Here is a 19396-nt window from a genome sequence, read left to right as displayed (position 1 = left end):
AGGCAGGCAGGGAGACGATGGGCACCGCGACACGGGTTCCGCAGCGACGCGACGTGGAGGGCGATGAGCTGTCCGCCGACGAGGCCTGGGCCGCCCTGCGCCGCTACGGCGGCTGGAGCCTCGCGCGCGACTCCTTCCTGCGCTTCCGCTACGCCGACGGCTTCAGCCACTCCCGCGCGCTCGCACTGCAGACCGTCCTGACCCTCGTCCCGCTGGCCATCGCGGCCGTCGGCCTGTCCGGCGTCCTGCACACCGAGGAGGTCGGCCGCGTCGTCGAGCTGACGATCCGCCGGACCACGAGCGGGCCCAGCCAGGACCTCGTCGCGGACGCGCTGGGCCGCAGCCGGCGCTCCGGGGGCGGCCAGGCGGCCCTGTGGCTCGGTCTGCTGTTCGCCCTGGTCAACGTCACCACCGGGCTCTGCCAGGTGGAGCGCGGGGCGAACCGCATCTACGGCAACGAGCGGGACCGGCCGTTCCTGCGCAAGTACACGCGCGGCCTGCTCATGGCCGCCCTGGCCGGCTTCCCGCTCGGGCTCAGCTTCATCCTCACCGTCCTCGGCCACGACCTCACGCGGGCGGTGGCCGAGGTCTACCGGCTCGGCCCGGACACCACCCGCGCCTGGGAGATCCTGCGCTGGCCCGTCGGGATCCTGCTGGCGGTCCTGGCGACGAGCGCGATCTTCCGCCTCTCCCCGCGCCGCGCCCAACCCGGCTACACCTGGTTGGCCTTCGGCGCGGTGGTCCACCTGGTGCTCTGGCTCACCGCCACGTGGGGGCTGAGCCTGTACGTCGGCGCGAGCGGCTCCTTCAACAGCGTGTACGGGCCGCTCAGCGCGGTCATGTCCCTGCTCCTGTGGTCCTACCTCACCTCGATGGCCCTCTTCCTGGGGCTGTCGTTCGCGGCCCAACTGGAAGCCGTACGCGCCGGGGTCGAGGATCCGATCGCGCCGGACCCGGGCGTCTGACCGGCCCGGCCCCCGCTCCCGCTCGACGGGCTCGTACCGCCCCCGACCTTTCCGACCCGAACGGAGGCGCCGCCACCATGGCACAGCGCACCACCCGGCGGCCCGGGCGGCTCGCCCGGCTCGTCCTGCCCCTGCGGGCCTTCCTCGCCCGCCATTGCGGTCCCGACGCGACCTACGGGACCCGGCTGCTCCTGGCCTCGGCCGCCGCCGCCGTGACGGCCGTGCCCTTCGCGCTGGCACTCGTACTCGTGGAGTCCGGGTGGCCCCCGCTCCACCGGCTCGACCGGGGAGCGGCGCAGCGGCTGCACGAGAGCGCCCTCGCCCACCCGGCGTGGGTGCGCGTGATGGAGTTCCTCACGGGTGTCCTGTGGGACCCGGTGACGATGCGGTTGCTGGTGGCCGCGCTGGTGGTGTGGCTGCTGGTCCGGCGCGCCTGGCGGCTGGCCGCGTGGGCGGCCGTCACCGCCCTGTCCGGCAGCCAGATCGGCCTGCTGGTCAAGAACGCGGTGGAGCGGGCCCGGCCGCAGTTGCCCGATCCCGTCTCGCACGCTCCCGGCTACTCCTTCCCCTCCGGCCACGCCATGACGGCGACCACGTCCTGCGCCGTCCTGCTGTTGGTCCTGCTTCCCATGGTGCCCCGGGCCCGGCGTCCCGTGGCGTGGGTCCTGGCGGTGACCTCCGTGGTCGGCGTGGGATACACCCGGGTCGCGCTGGGCGTGCACTGGGTGAGCGACGTGGTCGGGGGCTGGCTGCTGGGACTGGTGGTGGTCACCGCCACCACGCTCGCCTTCCAGGCCTGGCGGGCCGAGAGCGGCCTACCGCCCGCCGCGGTGGCCGACGGCCTGGAGCCGGAGCTCTCCTCCCCCGACCCCGAACCGCCCGTGGACGTCACCACCCACGACCACTGACCCGCCTCGCCCCCACCGCGCTCCCGCCCGCTGGCTCAGGAGCAGGCCGCTCCGTTCAGGGTGTACCGCGTCGGTACCGCGTTCGTGCCCGAGTACGTCGCCTGGAACCCGAAGCTCGTGCCGGCGCCGGGCGCCAGTGAGCCGTTCCAGCCGGCGTCCCGGGCGGTCACCGCGCTGCCCGCCTGGGACGCCGTGGCGTTCCACGCGTTGCCGATCCGTTGATCGCCGGCGAAGGCGAACCCGAGGGTCCAGCCCGGGATCGTCGACGTCCCGGTGTTCTTCACGGTCACCGTCGCCGTGAACCCGTCGGCCCAGGAGTTGTCGATGCGGTACGTCACCGCGCAGGACGCCGCCGGCGCCGTGTCGTCGTCCACCTCGGTCGCCTGGAACGTCGCCGCGCGCACCCCCGGCCCGCCGACCGTGAACATCGCGCTGCCCGATACGGCGTCGGCGTCCTGGGCGGCGGACAGCGAAACCTGTTGCGCGGAGGCCCAGTTGGCCGGAGTGAACGCCAGGGTCGTCCCCGCCGTCACGGCCAGGTCCGGGTCGCCGGAGCTCCGGGCAACCGTCACGGTGACGTTCTGCGTCGGCGCGATCGAGAGCCGGACCCCCACCGTGGCCGTGCCGCCCTCCGCCACGGCCACCGCCGTCGGTGCCACCTGCACCGCGGGCACCGCCGGGGCGCCGCGCCGCTCCGCGGCGAAGGCGGCCAGCCACGCCAGCGAGGCGTTCCAGTTGATCGCCACCTCGTTGGTGGAGTACGAGCCGATGTCGTCCACGTAGCACGCCGCCGGTGCGCAGCCCGCGAGCTTCTCCTTGGCCACCGGGTCCTCCAGTCCCGCGTTCGGTCCGCCGGCGAAGGAGCCGGCCGGCGGGTGCGGCAGCGAGGCGTCGTTCTGGTGCGCCCAGAAGCGGTGGTGCTGGTTCTCGGAGGCACGCTCGCCATAGCCGGCGACGTAGGACAGGTCGAGCGCGTTGCGCCCGAGCAGGTAGTCCATCGATTCCAACGCGCCGGCCCGGTAGGCCTGTCGGCCGGTCAGTTCGTACGCGACGGCCAGCACCATCGCGGCGTTGGTGACGGAGCTGTTGGAGCCCCACACGTAGGCGCCGGGGGAGATCGGCACCGCGTAGCCCTGGCCGGACATGGTGGACAGGTGGGTATCGGCGGCCGCGGTCAGCAGACCGCGCACCCTGGCCAGGTCGTCGGCGGGCAGGGCCGCGCCCGGGACGGTGGCGAGGGTGATCCGGCCGAGTGTCGCGGTGCCTCCCCACCAGAACCCGTCGGCCGGCCCGGCGTGGAGCGGGGAGGAGGTGACGGCGTCGCGGTACTGGGACTCACCCGTGGTGGCCAGCAGTTCGGCCGCCGCCCAGTAGAACTCGTCGGATACGTCGGCGTCCTCGTACGCCCCGCCGCCGGTGTTGTCGCTCGCCGGGGCGAGTACGTTCGGGTTGGCCTTCGCTGCCGTCCAGGCGCGGCGGGCCGTGTCCAGGCAGCGCGCGGCGAAGGCGGTGTCGTACGGTGCGTACACCCGGGCGCACTGCGCGGCGACGGCTGCCAGATTGAGCGTCGCGGCCGTCGACGGAGGATGCAACTCCCGCTGCGCATCGTCGAGTTCGGGGCGGGTCGGCAGTGCGGTCCACTGGGCGTCGTGCATCTTGTGGAAGGCCATCCCGGCCATCGGCCGGCCCGTGGGGACCTGCATCCGCAGCAGGAACTCCAGCTCCCAGCGGGCCTCGTCCAGCACGTCCGGCGTCCCGTTCCCGCGCTCCGGTACGCGCAGCGTCGCGTCGCCGAGCGCCGCCTCTCCGCCCGAACGGGAGGCCCGCTCGAAGGAGTTGACGACCTCCCAGACGGCTATGCCGCCGTTGACCACGTATTTGCCCTGGTCGCCGGCGTCGTACCAGCCACCGCGGACGTCCAGCCGGTAGTCGCACACCCCGGCCTGGCAGGGGACGCTGGTGTCGCCCTTGTTGGGTGCCACGCCGAGGTGCCCGGCGGGGCGGGCGTAGGCGCTGCCCGCCAGGGCGGGGTCGATCGCGATGCCGCTGCGCTGCTGGTAGAAGAACGACATGCTGTCGGCGCGCAGTCCGTCGTACAGCGACGCCGAGATGTCGAACGGGTGGCTGGCCTGGCCGTTGACGACGAGGGTGAATCCGGTGCCGGTACCGGTGTACGCGCCGAAGTCCACCAGGTGCGTCGACTCGCCGGACGCCCGGTCGGCCCCGCGTACCGAGGTGCTGCCCGAGGCGACCACCGCCCCGGAGGCGTCGCGTAACTGCCAGGTCAATGGCGTGGTGGCGGAGCTGACCACGGTGGCCCGCTTGGGGCCGTCGGGCAGATAGCCGAGCTGATTGACCCGGACGCTCGCGGCGGCGGGCGCCGCGAGGGCGGTCGCGGCGGTCGTGTCCGCCGCGAGAGCGGACGGGGTCGTGAACGCGGTGGCGGTCAGGGCGCTTGCCGCCAGGGCGAGTCCGGCGAGAGCCGAGGCCGCGCGGCGCGGCACGCCGCGAGCGGAGAGGGAAGGAGGCACGGGTGGGAGGCCTTCCTCGTGCGTGGGGGGAGCGGGCGGGAGGTGGGGGCACAGGGATTGGGAGCGCTCCCACTCCTCACATGAAGCCTGACTTGAAGCGGTCACGTCAAGAGGTCGTCGAGGCGCCGGTAGCGAAAGGTCGCTGACGGCGCGCCCCGGGTGCCCGCAGGCCCTATGCGTCGCCAGGGGCGCGGAGTTCGCCGGTCCGGGCCACGGTCGCGTACCAGTGCGCGCTCGATTTGGGGGTGCGTTCGAGGGTGTCGTAGTCGACGTGGATGGCGCCGAACCGCTTCGCATAGCCGTAGGCCCACTCGAAGTTGTCGAGCAGTGACCAGAGGAAGTAGCCGCGTACGTCCGCCCCGGCGGAGATCGCGCGGTGTACGGCGTCGAGGTGGGCGTGGACGTAGGCGGCGCGCTCGGGGTCGTGGACCGTGCCGTCGGGGCCGATCTCGTCCTCGTACGCCGCTCCGTTCTCGCTGACCACGAGGGGCAGGCCGGGGTGGCGGCCGGCGGTCCGGGTCAGCAGGTCGTACAGCGCGCTCGCGTCGACCGGCCAGCCCATCGCCGTACGCTCGCCCGGCGCCCGGTGGAAGGCCACCTCGTCCGCACCCGGCCAGGGCGAGTGCTCGCTGTTCCCGTGGCCGTCGTCCTGCGGCTTCCGGTCGCCCGGCGCGACATGCGAAACGACCGTCGGGGTGTAGTAGTTGACGGCGAGCAGGTCAAGGGGCTGGTGGATCGTGGCGGTGTCGCCGTCCTGGACGAAGGCCCAGTCGGTCAGGTGGGCGGTGTCGGCGAGGAGGTCGTCCGGGTAGGCGCCTTCCAGCATGGGGCCGAGCCAGATCCGGTTGCCGACGGCGTCGATGCGGCGGGCCGCGTCCCGGTCCTCGGCGGAGGGGGTCAGGGGGCGGATCTCGTGGAGGTTGAGGGAGACCGCGAGCTGGGCGTCCCCGGGCAGTGCGGCCCGCAGGGCCCGCGCCGCGAGGCCGTGGCCGAGGTTGAGGTGGTGGGCCGCGCGCAGTGCGGCGACCGGGTCGGTGCGCCCGGGGGCGTGGACGCCGGAGCCGTAGCCGAGGAAGGCGCTGCACCAGGGCTCGTTGAGGGTGATCCAGTGCTTCACCCGATCTCCGAGGGCGTCCGCGACGTGCCCCGCGTACGCGGCGAACCGTTCGGCGGTCGCGCGTACCGGCCAGCCGCCGGCGTCCTCCAGTTCCTGGGGCAGGTCCCAGTGGTAGAGGGTGAGGGCGGGTGTGATGCCCGCGGCGAGCAGCTCGTCGACGAGCCGGCGGTAGAAATCCAGGCCCCGCTGGTCGGCGGGGCCCCGGCCGGTCGGCTGGACCCGGGACCAGGAGACGGAGAACCGGTAGGCGCCCAGGCCGAGTTCGGACATCATTCGGACGTCGTCGCGGAAGCGGTGGTAGTGATCGACGGCCACGTCACCGGTGTGGCCCTCGAAGACCCGGCCCGGGGTGTGGGAGAAGGTGTCCCAGATGGACGGGGTGCGGCCGTCTTCCCGGGCGGCGCCCTCGATCTGGTAGGCGGCGGTGGCCGTGCCCCAGAGGAAGCCGGGCGGGAAGCTGCGGGCGGCGGTGAGTGGCCGGGTTTCGGACGCGGTCATAGGAGGGCGCTCCCAACGCGAGTGCGAGTGCGGGTGATGGCGTGGTGCGGGCAGGTCAGTTCTTGACGGCGCCGGCCGTGATGCCGCCCACGATGTGTTTGCCGAGCAGGGCGAAGACCAGGAGCAGCGGCACGGTGGAGATGAGCGCGCCGGTCAGTACGACGGCCTGGTCGACGGTGTGGTTACCGGCGCCGAGGCCGGCCAGGGCGACCTGGAGGGTCGGGTTCCCGTCGGGGGTGAGGGCGATGAAGGGCCAGAAGAAGTCGTTCCAGGACTGGACGAAGACGAGCATTCCCAGGACGGCCATCGCGGGCCGGGCCACCGGGAAGACCACGTGCCAGATGATGCGCAGGCTGTGCGCGCCGTCCATCCTGGCCGCCTCCACCAGCTCGACGGGCAGGGCCTCGATGAGGTACTGACGCATGAAGAAGACGCCGAAGGCGGCGACGAGCGAGGGCAGGACGACCGACTGGAGCTGGTCGACCCAGCCGAGGTCGGTGATGATCCGGTAGAGCGGGATCACGCTGAGCTGGGGCGGGATCGTCATGGTCGCCACCACCAGGGTCAGCAGGGCGCTGCGGCCGCGGAAGGGCAGTTTGGCGAAGGCGAAGCCGGCCAGGGTGGAGAACAGGACGGTGGACAGGGCCACGAGCCCGGCCACGACCGTCGTGTTGATCAGTGCCCCGCCCATGTCGACCTGGTTCCAGGCGAAGGCGAGGTTGTCGAAGAGCCGGGGGCCGGGCAGGAGCGGTGCCGGGGCTTCGACCACGCGCTCGCCCGAGTGGGAGGCGGCGACCAGGTTCCAGTACAGCGGGAAGAGCGAGACCAGCGAGGCCAGGCCCAGCAGGACGTACGTCAGCGGTCCCGCGTGGTGCTGACGCCCCGCCCCCCGGCGTACCCGCCGGGTGCGCGGTGCCTTGGCGATGATCGTGTCGGATGCGTGGGCCATGAGTTCAGCTCCCCGCCTTCCTGCGCTTGTGGTGCGAGCGGGAAACCAGCGCCTGGACGCCGCCGATGAGCAGGAGGAGCAGCAGCATGACCCAGGCGATGGCGGATGCCTGGCCCAGGGCGCCGGTGACCCACCCCTTCTCGTACATGAGCAGGCTCAGCGTCTGGAACTGGTTCCCGCTGCCTCCGCTGATGCCGACGCTGCCGCCGAAGAGCATCGGTTCGCCGAAGAGCTGGGTGGCGCCGATGGTGGACACGATCACCGTGAACAGGATCGTCGGCCGGATGGACGGGATGGTGACGCTAACGAACTGACGCCAGCGGGACGCCCCGTCCAAGGCCGCGGCCTCGTAGAGGTCCTGCGGTACGGCCTGCATCGCCGCCAGGTAGATGAGCGCGTTGTAGCCCGTCCAGCGCCACGTCACGATGGCCGAAATGGCGATCTGGGCAGGCCACTTGGAGGACTCCCAGGCGACCGGGTCGAAGCCGACCCAGCCCAGCGCCGTGTTGATCAGGCCGTAGTCGGTGTTGAACAGCTGGGCGAAGACGAGCGTCGCCGCCGCGATCGAGGTGGCGTAGGGGGCGAGCACCGCGACGCGGAAGAAGCCCCGCCCGCGGAGCCGGTAGTTGAGCAGGTGGGCCAGGCCCAGGGCCATGAGGAGTTGGGGGACGGTGGAGATCACACCGATGGTGAAGGTGTTGGCGAGGGCGTTCCAGAAGAACTCGCTCGTGGCCAGCGCCCGGTAGTTGTCCAGGCCCTTCCACTGGGCGGTGCCGCCGAGCTCGACCCGGTGGAGCGAGAGCCAGCCCGTGTAGATCAGGGGGAAGAGCCCGAAGGCGGCGAAGGCGAGGAAGAAGGGGGCGACGAAGACGTAGGGCACCGCCTTCAGATCGAAGCGGTAGAGCGCGCTGCGCAGTCCGCTCCCGCCGGAGGGCCGCTGCTCGCGGGAGCCGGCGCTGGGGCCCGGGGGCTGTGCGGCGGGCGGCGGCGAGCCGCCACCGGTCGCCCGTACGGAGGTGGCCACGAGGGCGTCCTTCCAGGTCGATGAGTGCGGTGGTGCGGTGGTGCGGTGGTGCAGTGGTGCGGTGGTGCTCGGGCGGGCGTGCGCGGGCGTGCGGGGTGGTGCGAAGACGGCGGCCCGTGGCCACCCGCGGGGAGGCGGCGGGTGGCGACGGGCCGTCGAGGGCCCCGCTACTTGTCGATCTTGTCGTCGACCAGCTTCTTGACGTTGTCCCAGGCCTTCGCCGGGTCGGTGCCGCGCTGCTCGATGTCGAGGATGCCGTTGTCGGTGAGGAAGGTCTTCACCTGGCCGTCCCAGCGGCTGATCGGGGCGGGCGTGATGCCGGCCGCGGCCTGCGAGTAGATCTTGCCGACCGGGGTGTCACCGAAGTACGGCAGCTTGGCGTCCTGGACCGTCGGCGAGCCGAGGGTGTCCTTGGAGGAGGGAATGTTGCCGTTCACGCCGAAGACCTTGGCGTGCTGCGCCGGGGCGGTCAGCCAGGCCGCCAACTCGGCCGCCTCCTTGGCGTGCTTGCCGGACTTCGGCACGGCGAGGAAGGAACCGCCCCAGTTCCCGGCGACGGGCGGTGCGGCGATGTCCCACTTCCCCTGGTTCTCGGGGCCCGCCTGTTCCTTGATGATGCCCGTCATCCAGCTCGGGCAGGCGACGGTGGCGAACTTCGCGTTCTTGAAGGCCGCGTTCCAGGTGCCCTTCTCGTCGAACTGGCGCAACTTCGCCGTCAGACCGCCCTGGGCGGCCGTCACGGCGGTGTCCCACGCCTTCTTCACGCCCGGGCTGTTCGCGTAGTCGAGCTCGCCCTTGGTGTTGGAGTACTGCACGGGTTCGCTGGCGACCACGGCATTGAACAGGCCGCTCGCGGAGTCGTGGAACGCGGTTCCGGCCGGGGCGTTCTTCTTGTAGGTCTCGCCCGTCTGTAGGAACTTCGCCCAGTCGCCGGCCCAGAGCTTGGCGACCTCGGTGCGATCGGTCGGCAGGCCGGCCTTGGCGAAGAGGTCCTTGTTGTAGCAGATGGCCATGGGGCCGATGTCCGTGCCGAGCCCGATGACCTTGCCGTCACCCGTCGTGGCCTGCTTGACCTTCCAGTCCAGGAACGCGCCGAGGTCGGCACCGCCCGTGGTGCGCAGGTCGGTCCACCTGTCGGCCATCGCCGACCCGGTCGCCTCCGCGATGTAGCCGACCTCCAAAGCCTGGATGTCCGCGAGGCCGCTGTTGCGGGAGAGGCGCAGCTTGAGCGTGTCCCAGTACTTCTGACCGTCCGCGACGTTCGATTCCTCGATCTTGATGTTCGGGTGGGCCTTCTCGTACTCGGCGTAGAGCTTGGCCCCGGTGGTGTTGTCGTAGCCGAAGGAGCCGAAGGTCCCGATCCGCAGCGTGATCTGCTCCTTGCCCGCCTTGTCCGCCGTGCCCTCGCTTCCGGCGCCGTCGTCGCCGCAACCGGTGAGCAGGGCCGCACCGGCCGCGACGGCGACGGCTACGGAGATCGCGTTGATCGTGGTGCGGCGTCCGCGTCTGCTGCTGGAAGTGCGCATTGAACTCTCCTCGTCCCAGGTGGTGCTCGTTGTGCGCCAGGGGGTCCGGCGGGTTGTTCGCGGCTCGGCGAGGGGCCCGCCCGGACCGATGTGAAGGCCGTTGTCGCCCCCTTGAATGGGAGCGCTCCCACGTCGTGCCGGAAGGTTGCTGCCTAGCGGGGGCGGGTGTCAAGAGGTGAACCCGTATTCGTTGCCCCAGGGTTGTCGGCATGCCTTCGGCCCCGTTTCAGGGTGCGGCCGGTCGCCTCGCGGACGTGGTCGTGGCGCGGCGAGGGAATGGAGGTTAGTGTGGGAGCGCTCCCATATGGTGCGTCGGCGTACCGTGTGCCGCAGCGACGGGTGGGCCACACCATCGTGCCCGGTCCACCCGTTTCACCTGCTCAGCCGGCCGGGGGCGATGACGCACGAGGGGAGTTCGAAAATCGTGAGCGGACGGCAGAACGACAGGCCCACCCTGGAAGAGGTCGCTGCCCTGGCCGGCGTCGGCCGGGGCACCGTCTCCCGGGTCGTCAACGGCTCGCCCCGGGTGAGCGAGCAGGCCAGGCAGGCCGTCGCCCGCGCCATCGCCGAGCTGGGGTACGTACCCAACCAGGCGGCCAGGGCGCTGGCCGGCAGCCGGACGGACGCGGTCGCCCTGGTGATTCCGGAGACCGAGGCCAGGCTCTTCGCGGAGCCGTACTTCCTCGACCTGATCCGCGGGGTCAGCGCCGAACTCGCCGAAGCGGACAAGCAGCTGCTGCTCACGCTGGTACGGACCGAGGCCGAGCGCCAGCGGTTCGAACACTACTTGGCCGCCCAGCGCGTCGACGGCGTGCTGTTGGCGTCCGTCCACGGTGACGACCCGCTGCCCGACCGGATCGCGAAGCTCGGGCTGCCGGTGGTCATGAACGGACGGCGCTCCGAGGCCGAACCGGTCGACTACGTGGACTCCGACAACATCGGTGCGGGACGCGCGGCCGTCGCCCACCTCGTGGGCCGGGGCCGCAACCGGATCGCGACCATCAGCGGCCCCCTCGACATGTACGTGGCCCGTGCGCGCCTCGGCGGCTACCGCGCGGGGCTCGCCGAGGCCGGGATCGCACCCGACGAGTCCCTCGTGGCGATCGGGGACTTCACCGAGGAGGGCGGCCGGCGGGCGATGCGCGAGCTCCTGGAGCGCAGCCCCGGCCTGGACGCGGTCTTCGCCGCCTCCGACGTGATGGCGGCCGGCGCGCGCGGGGTGCTGCGCGAGGCCGGGCGGGAGGTCCCCGAAGACGTCGCCCTGGTCGGAGTGGACGATTCGATGGTGGCGCGGCTGATGGACCCGCCGCTGACGAGCGTGCGCCAGCCGATCGAGGAGATGGGACGCACGATGACCCGGCTGTTGCTCGACAAGCTCACGGAAGGGTCCCGGCACGAGGGCGCCCCGGGGCGGGGGAAGGGCGAGGGGCCGCGCCGGGTGCTCCCCACGGAACTGGTCGTGCGGGCTTCCTCCTGAGCGGTGCGGTCGGCGGCCGGGCTCCCCGGGAGGCCGGTCGCCGACCGGACGAGCGGTGTGGACGGGCGTGCCGAAGCCCGGAGCGGTGCGGAAACCGGGTTCCGTACCGCTCCGGGATTCTCACCCGCGGTGGGTCACAGCGCCGGGTGGGCGTTCTTCATGAGTTCCTGGAACTGGGCCGAGAACCACTGGCCCGCGAGCGGCGAGTCCGGGAGGGCGCCCGACATGCTGTTGCCGTTGCGCACGTTGCCCGTGTACGTCGGGTCGCACATCCGGTCGAAGCCCTTGCCCTCGTTGTTCGGGATCTCCTTGCTCGCGCCGTCCGACTCGCCCGGCGGCTTCATCCACACGTACGCGTCGATGCCCGCGGCGGGAGCGGCCTGCGGTCGTTCGCCGAGCCCGGCGCCCGCCTGGTTGCACCAGTTGCCGAGGTGGATGCGCCGGTCGTAGCGGCCCCCGTTGACGTAGGCGTCCACGCTCGTCAGCGGTCCGGCCGCGGTCGGGCGGGCCGCGCCGCCCCAGCCGTTGCGGGAGGTGTCGATCAGCATGCCGATCTTCGAGTCGAAGCCGATGGAGGCCAGTTTGGTGCGCATGGCCTGGGCGTACGACAGCTCGTCGGTGTACCGGTTCCAGTCGACCCACTTCGACTGGCGCACGGAGGTGCCGCCCACGGAGTCGTCGATCGTGAAGTGGTCCTCCTTCAGGGCGCTGAAGTTGGCCGTGTTCACGATGAAGCCCTGCACGTTGGCGACCGTGGAGCCCTCGGCGGTGGCCGCCTGCTTGAGGATCTCGGCCGAGGCGCCGAAGTTGTCGTCCCAGCCGAGCCAGCCGTGGTGGCCGGCGTCCAGGTAGTTGTAGACGTTGGCGATCGATCCCAGCTTGTTCAGCGCGTAGCCGACGCCCTTGACGTAGTTGCCGTTGGCCTTCATCACGTCGCAGTTGGGCGTGGCCGTCGGACGTCCGGAGACGTTGGTGACCAGGTTCGGCAGGGAGTCGAGCTCGACCGTGTTGACGATCCGCAGCCCCGCGTACTTGGGGTCGGCGAGGATGGCGGCGATCGGGTCGATGTACTGGGTCTTGTACTTGTCGATGTCGGTGGGGCCCAGTTCGCCGTTGGAGGAGAGCGCGGAGCAGTCCCGTCCGGGCAGGTTGTAGATCACCAGCTGGACGACGAGCTCGCCGCTGCCCTTCTGCGCGAGCGCCGCGTCGAGGTGGGCGCGCAGACCCATACGGCCGTTCGCGCCCGCGATGGCCGCGGTGCGGTCCAACCAGACGCCGGTGGGCTGGTTCGACACCCTGGTGCCGCCCGGTTCGGCGGCGGCCTTGGCGGACCACTCGGGGTTCACGTACACCTTGGCGCCGGCGTACGGGTTGTCGGCCTTGCCGCCGGTCGGAGGCGGTGTGGTCGGAGGCGTGGTGGGCGGAGTCGTGGGAGGTGTGGTCGGGTCGGTGGCGCCGTTGCAGGTGACGCCGTTGAGCTTGAAGGTCGCGGGGACGGCGTTCGTGCCGTTGTGTGAACCGTTGAAGCCGAAGGACGTCGAACCGCCCGTGGCCAGCGCCCCGTTGTAGGACAGGCTCGCGGCGGTCACGGCGGCCCCGGACTGGGTGATGGCGGCGTTCCAGCCCTGGGTGACCTGCTGCCCGTTCGCGTAGGACCACTCCACGTTCCAGGAGGCGACCGGGTCACCGGTGTTGGTGACGATCACATTGGCGCCGAAGCCGGTGTTCCACTGGTTCGTGATCTGGTACTCGACCTTGCAACCGGCGGTGGCGGCGCCGGCGCTGGTGCCGAACACGGTGGCGGTGGCGCCGGCGGCCGTGACGAGACTGAGGGCCGCCAGCAGGGCGGTGCGGGGGATCGTGCGGCTCATGTCGTGGGGTGCCTTTCAGTTCTGGGCGCGCGGGCGGTCGCGCAGCCCGGTGCCGAATGCGGGTTGTGTGCGATCAGGGCTGTTCTGGAGGGGTGGTGCCGGGTGCTCCCGCCGTTCCGCCCGCGATCAGGGGTGACCCGGGCCGGGGGGCGAGGCGATGAGTGGAGCCGCGACAGCCCGTCTCGATCGAGGGGCGTGTCGCAGGTGTGGACGGTCGGGCCGTAGCCGGATGTCCGTCGGTGGGTGAGGAGTCGAGCCACTGGCGCGGGTCTTCTCGGGGCCGGGGATCAGCGGGAGATCGCGGACGCCGGTCGTGTGCGGGGCGTCCACCAGGTTCCGCGTGCCGGTGACCTTCTGGCCGCCGCCCGGAGGTGGCGCTGTCGCGCAAGGTCGGCGCCGCTCCGCCGAGCGGCGCCGACAGGTGGAGGGCCGTCGCATGCGAGAGCCCCGCACTTGTCGGCGCAAGGTCGCGCCCTGACGGCGTACCGAGCGTGGAAGCGCTCCCACTCGATGGGCCCAGACGGTAGCGCCAACTGCCGCCAAGTAAAAGGGGGGTTGAGTAAATTCCTCGCGGAAGCCTTTCGACTCTTCGCGTCCCTTGACGGCGCTGCGTCCCGTCTGCACAGTGGGAGCGCTCCCACTCGTTCGGAGGTTGCGCGCACTCGTTCTTCCCCTTCCGTCTCCCCGAGCCGCGAGGAGAACCATCCGCATGTCGGTACACCCCCCTCCCGGACCACGCGTCCGACGCAGAATGCTGACCGCGTCGGCCGCGGCCCTCTCGCTGTCCCTCCCGCTCGGCCTCACGGCCGTCGGCGCCACCACCGCCGTGGCGGCCGGGGTCCGGTGCAGCGTCGACTACAAGACCAACGACTGGGGGTCGGGCTTCACCGCCGAGCTCACCCTCACCAACCGGTCCGCCACCACGCTCGACGGCTGGACCCTCACCTACGACCACTCCGGCAACCAGCAGCTCACCAACGGCTGGAACGGCATCTGGAGCCAGTCCGGCAGAACGGTCCGCGTCGCGGCCCCGGACTGGAGCAGGACGGTCGCCGCGGGCGCGGCCGTCACCGCGGGCGCCCAGTTCACCTACAGCGGGACCAACACCGCCCCCACCGCATTCGCGGTCAACGGCACTTCGTGCACCGGCGCCCATCAGCCTCCGGTCGCCGTCCTGACCAGCCCCACCGCCGGCGCCGTCTACACCGCGGGCGACCCCGTACCGCTCGCCTCCACCGCCGCGGCGGCGGACGGAGCCACCGTCGGCAAGGTCGAGTTCTACAGCGGTACCACGCTCCTGGGCACGGACACCACGGCGCCCTTCACCTTTGCCGCCTCCGGCCTAGCGGCCGGTTCCCACTCCCTCTACGCCAAGGCGTACGACAGCCTCGGCGCCTCCGCCGAGTCGCCCCCCGTCGGCATCACCGTCGCCGCCGGCCCCGCCCTCGTCGCCACCCCCGCGCAACTCCCGGTACGTCGGGGGGAGTCGGGCACCTTCGAGCTGAAGCTCTCCGCCCAGCCGGCCGCCGACGTCAAGGTGAGCGTGGCCCGTACCTCGGGCAACACCGACCTCACGGCGGCGCCCGCCGAGCTGACCTTCACCCGGGGGAACTGGAACACCGCCCAGAAGGTGACGGTCACCGCCGGGACCACCGGCAGCGGCTCCGCCGTCTTCACCGCGACCGCCCCCGGCCATGCCAGGGCCGAGGTGACGGTCGTCGAGACGGCCGCCGATTCCACCTACGACGCCCGCTTCCTCGACCTCTACGGGAAGATCACCGACCCGGCCAACGGCTACTTCTCCCCGGAGGGCGTCCCGTACCACTCCGTCGAGACACTGATCGTGGAGGCCCCGGACCACGGGCACGAGACGACCTCGGAGGCGTACAGCTATCTGATCTGGCTCCAGGCGATGTACGGGAGGATCACCGGGGACTGGGCCAAGTTCAACGGCGCGTGGGAGACCATGGAGAAGTTCATGATCCCCACGCATGCCGACCAGCCCACGACGGGTTCCTACAACGCCTCCAAGCCCGCCACCTACGCCCCCGAGAACGACCTTCCCTCGCAGTACCCGGCCACGCTCGACGGGGGAGTCGCCGCCGGCGCCGACCCGATCGCCGCCGAGCTGAAGAGCGCGTACGGCACGGACGACATCTACGGAATGCACTGGCTCCAGGACGTCGACAACGTCTACGGCTACGGCAACGGGCCCGGAAAGTGCTCCGCGGGACCGACCGCCACCGGACCCTCGTACATCAACACCTTCCAGCGCGGGCCACAGGAGTCGGTCTGGGAGACCGTGCCGCACCCCACCTGCGACAACTTCACCTACGGCGGCAGGAACGGCTACCTCGACCTCTTCACCGGGGACTCCTCCTACGCCAAACAGTGGAAGTTCACGGACGCCCCGGACGCCGACGCGCGTGCCGTGCAGGCCGCCTACTGGGCCGATGTCTGGGCCAAGGAGCAGGGCAAGGGGACCCAGGTCACTGCGACCGTCTCCAAGGCGGCCAAGATGGGCGACTACCTGCGGTACGCCATGTTCGACAAGTACTTCAAGAAGGCCGGGAACTGCGTCGGACCGACGGTCTGCCCGGCCGGCACCGGCAAGGACAGCGCGCACTACCTCATGTCCTGGTACTACGCCTGGGGCGGCGCCGCGGACACCTCGGCCGGCTGGTCCTGGCGGATCGGCTCCAGCCACACCCACAGCGGCTACCAGAACCCGCTCACCGCCTACGCGCTCAGCGAGTACGCCCCGCTCAAGCCCAAGTCGGCGACCGGCGCGGCGGACTGGGCGACCAGCCTCGACCGGCAGCTGGAGTTCTACCGCTGGCTCCAGTCGGACGAGGGCGCCATCGCGGGCGGCGCCACCAACAGCTGGCAGGGGCGGTACGCACAGCCCCCCACCGGAACCCCCACCTTCCACGGCCTCTTCTACGACGAGCAGCCCGTGTACCACGACCCGGCGTCCAACCAGTGGTTCGGCTTCCAGGCCTGGTCCATGGAGCGGGTCGCCGAGTACTACCGGCAGACGGGCGACGCGGCCGCCAGGACCGTCCTCGACAAGTGGGTCGGCTGGGCGCTGTCGAAGACCACCGTCAACCCCGACGGCACCTACCGGATCCCCTCCACCCTCCAGTGGTCGGGCGCTCCCGACACCTGGAACGCCTCCGCCCCCGGCGCCAACGCGGGCCTCCACGTCACCGTCGCCGACTACACCGACGACGTGGGGGTGGCGGCCGCCTATGCCAAGACCTTGACCTACTACGCGGCGAAGTCCGGGAACGCCGAGGCCAAACGCGTGGCCAAGGCCCTGCTCGACGGTATGTGGGCCCACCACCAGGACGCGCTGGGCGTCGCCGTCCAGGAGACCCGCACCGACTACAAGCGCTTCAACGATCCGGTGTACGTGCCCAGTACGTGGACCGGCGTGATGCCGAACGGCGACAAGGTGAACTCCTCGTCCACCTTCGCCTCCATCCGTTCCTTCTACAAGAACGACCCGGCCTGGCCGAAGATCGAGTCCTACCTGGCCGGCGGCGCCGCGCCCGTCTTCACCTACCACCGGTTCTGGGCCCAGGCGGACATCGCCCTGGCCATGGGCTCGTACGCGGACCTGCTCGAATAACAGCCCGCCCCGCCCGGAGGGCTCCGCGTGCGCAGTGGCCGGGCAGACCTGTTCCCAGGTCTGCCCGGCCTTCGAGCTGCTGCCCTTGTCGGCGTACCGGAGGGAGCGGCGCACCGTCGCCGCCGGAGCGGCCCCACCCGTCCAGCACCTGGTCCGCCCGTCAGTCGCCGCTGCTCTTCGGGGCGGCCGTGCGCGCACATGTGATCGCGAACAAATACACTCGCGCGAGCACTCATGACAGAGTCGTCGTGTCCGCGAAGCTCTGCGCCACCGGCCGGATCCCGACAGAGATCCAGCCGCCGAGCACCGTCATTCGTGGGCGAGGGGCGGCTGTGATCCGCACGGGTACGACCGATGAGGGGGCCTCGAGTGGCAACTGCGAGCACCGGGCCGGAGCCCCGCCAGCCCGTGATGGCGGATGTGGCGCGGGTCGCCGGCGTGTCCCACCAGACCGTGTCCCGCGTGCTGAACGGCGCACCGCACGTCCGGCCCGACACCCGGGAGCGGGTCCTCGCCGCCATCCGGGAGCTCGACTACCGTCCCAACTCGGCAGCCCGTGCGCTGGTCACCCGCCGCTCCCAGACCCTCGGTGTGGTGAGTTTCGGCAGCGCGCTCTACGGTCCCGCCTCCATGCTGGACGGGATCGAGAAGGCCGCACGCAGCGCGGGGTACTTCGTCAGCGTCGCGAGCCTGCGTCTCCTGGACGGCCGCTCCGTGCAGGAGGCGGTGGACCGGCTGCGTGACCAGGGCGTCGAGGGGATCGTCGTCATCGCGCCGCAGATCTCGGCGCTGAGCGCGGTGGCGAAGCCGTCCCACGCCGTGCCGGTGGTCGCGGTCGGGTCGGGCAGCCGGTCCACGGTGCCGGTGGTCGCCGTCGACAACGAGTCGGGCGCGCGGGCGGCCACCCTGCACCTGCTCGACCTCGGGCACGCCACGGTCCACCACGTCGCGGGCCCCTCCGGCTGGCTGGAGACCAGGACCCGGCAGGACGGCTGGCGCACGGCCCTGGAGGCCCGCGGCGCCGAGGTGCCGCCGGTACGGAGCGGCGACTGGAGCGCGAGGTCCGGGTACGAGGCCGGACTGCGGATCGCCGAGGACCCCCTGGTCACCGCGGTCTTCTGCGCCAACGACCACATGGCCCTCGGCCTGCTCCGCGCCTTCCACGAGGCGGGCCGGGCGGTTCCCGGTGACATCAGCGTGGTCGGTTTCGACGACATTCCCGAAGCCGCGTACTTCTCCCCGCCGTTGACCACGGTCCGGCAGGACTTCGGCGAGGTGGGACGCAGCGCTCTCGAACTGCTGGTGGAGGAGCTGACCGGTGTCGGCCGTGCCCGCGGCCACGTGCTGGTCTCGCCGGAGCTGGTGCTGCGCCACAGTGCGGGCCCGGTGGCACGTCGCCATCCGCCGGGGACCACCCCCGACTGACCCGGCGGGCGACGATCAGCCCTCCTCCGCCGGGGTCGGGATGTCCGCCGGTAGCAGACCGGGTGCCGACCAGGACGCTCGCGGCGGCCGGATGTCCGAACGGGGTCAAGATTGGGTAACGGGACGTCAGGCCCCTTGTCCGGTCAATTGTTAACGCTAACAATCTCACTCAAGCCAAAGGCGGTGCGGTCCGTCCCGTCCCCACGGACGACGCGGACCGCACCGCCGCCCGCACTACGCCGTACCGGGCGCACATCGCCCCTGCCGGTGTTCCCGCCACCCCCGCGCCGGTCGGTGCTGCCCTGTCGATCCGCCCGCGGTCGATCAGTACGTGCGGGGAGCGGTCTCCCCACCCGAGAGGAATTCCAAGATGTCCAAGAGAGCTGCGGCGGCCCTGGTCGCCGGCGCGATGGTCGCCCTTCTGTCCGCCTGCGGTACCGGAGGCGGCGGCTCGGCCGACGGCAAGGGCTCCGACGGCCGGCTCACCGTGGGCTTCTCCCAGGTCGGAGCGGAGAGCGGGTGGCGCACGGCCAACACCAAGTCCGTCCAGGACGCGGCCAAGAAGGCCGGGATCACACTGAAGTTCTCCGACGCCCAGCAGAGGCAGGAGAACCAGATCAAGGCCATCCGCTCGTTCATCCAGCAGAAGGTGGACGTCATCGCCTTCTCGCCGGTGGTCGAGTCGGGCTGGGACACGGTGCTCAAGGAGGCCAAGGCCGCCCACATCCCGGTCGTTCTGACGGACCGCGCGGTGGACTCCAAGGACGAGTCGCTCCATGCCACCTTCCTCGGTTCGGACTTCGTGGAGGAGGGCAGGAAAGCCGGCGACTGGCTGGTGAAGGAGTATCAGGGCAAGAGCGATGCGGTGAACATCGTGGAGTTGCAGGGCACCACCGGCTCCGCCCCGGCCAACGACCGCAAGGCGGGCTTCGCCGACGTCATCAAGGCGGACCCCAAATTCAAGATCACGGCCTCGCAGACCGGTGACTTCACGCGCGCCAAGGGCAAGGAGGTCATGCAGGCCTTCCTGAAGGCCCAGCCGAAGATCGACGTGCTCTACGCGCACAACGACGACATGGCTCTCGGCGCCATCCAGGCCATCGAGGAGGCCGGCAAGAAGCCCGGCACCGACATCAAGATCATATCGGTCGACGGTGTCAAGGACGCCTTCACCGCGATGAGCCAGGGCAAGATCAACGTCGTCGTCGAGTGCAACCCCCTCCTGGGTGACCAGCTGATGGATCTGATCAAGAAGGTCAAGGCCGGTGAGCAGGTGCCGCGCCGGATCAAGACCGAAGAGGGCGTCTTCACCCAGGACCAGGCCGCGGCCGCCCTGCCGACCCGCCAGTACTGACCGGATCGGTGGCCAGGGGGCGCCCGGCCCGAAGGCTGCGCCCCCGAACCACTGGGGCCCGTACCGGCCGGTTCCGGTCCCGTACCTGCCGGTGCGGTACCTGCCGGTCCAGGTCCC

At 71.3% G+C, this 19396-nt stretch carries 12 protein-coding genes; 6 read left to right on the top strand and 6 right to left on the bottom strand.

Annotation, left to right across the window (positions count from 1 at the left end; genetic code table 11):
• Positions 1–17 precede the first annotated feature (17 nt).
• Both ACIBEA_RS05545 and ACIBEA_RS05540 read left to right on the top strand, forming a co-directional pair.
• A complete protein-coding gene (locus tag ACIBEA_RS05545; protein ID WP_399258272.1) occupies positions 18–965 on the top strand; it encodes a YihY/virulence factor BrkB family protein in 948 nt (315 codons plus the stop codon).
• A gap of 77 nt (positions 966–1042) precedes the next feature.
• Positions 1043–1873 carry a phosphatase PAP2 family protein gene (locus ACIBEA_RS05540; protein WP_399258270.1) on the top strand — a complete coding sequence of 277 codons (831 nt, stop codon included), beginning with the start codon at positions 1043–1045 and terminating at the stop codon, positions 1871–1873.
• A 35-nt stretch (positions 1874–1908) separates the two neighbouring features.
• On the opposite strand, the gene ACIBEA_RS05535 is transcribed toward ACIBEA_RS05540, so the two are convergent.
• The 5 genes from ACIBEA_RS05535 to ACIBEA_RS05515 all read right to left on the bottom strand — a co-directional run bounded on the left by ACIBEA_RS05535 (position 1909) and on the right by ACIBEA_RS05515 (position 9518).
• Positions 1909–4377 (bottom strand): glycoside hydrolase family 9 protein, encoded by a 2469-nt coding sequence (locus ACIBEA_RS05535; RefSeq protein ID WP_399258268.1) that lies wholly within the window; start codon positions 4375–4377, stop codon positions 1909–1911.
• 199 nt (positions 4378–4576) lie between these two features.
• Entirely contained in the window at positions 4577–6019 is a 1443-nt protein-coding gene (locus tag ACIBEA_RS05530) for a GH1 family beta-glucosidase (protein WP_399258266.1), read from the bottom strand.
• 55 nt (positions 6020–6074) lie between these two features.
• Positions 6075–6968, bottom strand: a complete 894-nt coding sequence (locus tag ACIBEA_RS05525; protein WP_399258264.1) for a carbohydrate ABC transporter permease — start codon at positions 6966–6968, stop codon at positions 6075–6077.
• 4 nt (positions 6969–6972) lie between these two features.
• Positions 6973–7992 (bottom strand): carbohydrate ABC transporter permease, encoded by a 1020-nt coding sequence (locus ACIBEA_RS05520; protein WP_399258262.1) that lies wholly within the window; start codon positions 7990–7992, stop codon positions 6973–6975.
• A 167-nt stretch (positions 7993–8159) separates the two neighbouring features.
• Positions 8160–9518: an ABC transporter substrate-binding protein gene (locus ACIBEA_RS05515; RefSeq protein WP_399258260.1), complete on the bottom strand. Its 1359-nt coding sequence runs from the start codon at positions 9516–9518 to the stop codon at positions 8160–8162.
• A gap of 397 nt (positions 9519–9915) precedes the next feature.
• Here ACIBEA_RS05515 and ACIBEA_RS05510 point away from each other — a divergent pair, with 397 nt between their 5' ends.
• The gene (locus tag ACIBEA_RS05510; RefSeq protein WP_399258258.1) at positions 9916–10995 is read left to right on the top strand and encodes a LacI family DNA-binding transcriptional regulator; all 1080 of its coding nucleotides are present in this window, start codon (positions 9916–9918) and stop codon (positions 10993–10995) included.
• Positions 10996–11129: 134 nt separating this feature from the next.
• On the opposite strand, the gene ACIBEA_RS05505 is transcribed toward ACIBEA_RS05510, so the two are convergent.
• Entirely contained in the window at positions 11130–12866 is a 1737-nt protein-coding gene (locus tag ACIBEA_RS05505; RefSeq protein ID WP_399258256.1) for a glycoside hydrolase family 6 protein, read from the bottom strand.
• Between the two features lie 709 nt (positions 12867–13575).
• On the opposite strand from ACIBEA_RS05505, the gene ACIBEA_RS05500 reads away from it, so the two are divergent.
• The 3 genes from ACIBEA_RS05500 (at position 13576) to ACIBEA_RS05490 (ending at position 19279) form a co-directional block, all read left to right on the top strand.
• The gene (locus ACIBEA_RS05500) at positions 13576–16500 is read left to right on the top strand and encodes a glycoside hydrolase family 48 protein (RefSeq protein WP_399258254.1); all 2925 of its coding nucleotides are present in this window, start codon (positions 13576–13578) and stop codon (positions 16498–16500) included.
• A 411-nt stretch (positions 16501–16911) separates the two neighbouring features.
• Positions 16912–17925 (top strand): LacI family DNA-binding transcriptional regulator, encoded by a 1014-nt coding sequence (locus ACIBEA_RS05495; protein WP_399259037.1) that lies wholly within the window; start codon positions 16912–16914, stop codon positions 17923–17925.
• A 370-nt stretch (positions 17926–18295) separates the two neighbouring features.
• Positions 18296–19279, top strand: a complete 984-nt coding sequence (locus tag ACIBEA_RS05490) for an ABC transporter substrate-binding protein (protein WP_399258252.1) — start codon at positions 18296–18298, stop codon at positions 19277–19279.
• The last annotated feature ends 117 nt before the right edge of the window (positions 19280–19396 follow it).

This window comes from Streptomyces sp. NPDC051555, assembly GCF_044454405.1.
Lineage (GTDB): Bacteria > Actinomycetota > Actinomycetes > Streptomycetales > Streptomycetaceae > Streptomyces.
The sequence above is the reverse complement of the archived record's forward strand: the minus strand, read 5'-3'. Positions and strand labels throughout refer to the sequence as shown.

Bases quoted from the DNA above. Each gene is read 5' to 3' on its own strand.
- ACIBEA_RS05495 (WP_399259037.1), top strand. From the start codon at position 16,912: ATGGCGGATGTGGCGCGGGTCGCCGGCGTGTCCCACCAGACCGTGTCC.
- ACIBEA_RS05545 (WP_399258272.1), top strand. From the start codon at position 18: ATGGGCACCGCGACACGGGTTCCGCAGCGACGCGACGTGGAGGGCGAT.
- ACIBEA_RS05505 (WP_399258256.1), bottom strand. From the start codon at position 12,866: ATGAGCCGCACGATCCCCCGCACCGCCCTGCTGGCGGCCCTCAGTCTC.
- ACIBEA_RS05510 (WP_399258258.1), top strand. From the start codon at position 9,916: ATGACGCACGAGGGGAGTTCGAAAATCGTGAGCGGACGGCAGAACGAC.
- ACIBEA_RS05515 (WP_399258260.1), bottom strand. From the start codon at position 9,518: ATGCGCACTTCCAGCAGCAGACGCGGACGCCGCACCACGATCAACGCG.
- ACIBEA_RS05540 (WP_399258270.1), top strand. From the start codon at position 1,043: ATGGCACAGCGCACCACCCGGCGGCCCGGGCGGCTCGCCCGGCTCGTC.
- ACIBEA_RS05525 (WP_399258264.1), bottom strand. From the start codon at position 6,968: ATGGCCCACGCATCCGACACGATCATCGCCAAGGCACCGCGCACCCGG.
- ACIBEA_RS05490 (WP_399258252.1), top strand. From the start codon at position 18,296: ATGTCCAAGAGAGCTGCGGCGGCCCTGGTCGCCGGCGCGATGGTCGCC.
- ACIBEA_RS05530 (WP_399258266.1), bottom strand. From the start codon at position 6,019: ATGACCGCGTCCGAAACCCGGCCACTCACCGCCGCCCGCAGCTTCCCG.
- ACIBEA_RS05500 (WP_399258254.1), top strand. From the start codon at position 13,576: ATGTCGGTACACCCCCCTCCCGGACCACGCGTCCGACGCAGAATGCTG.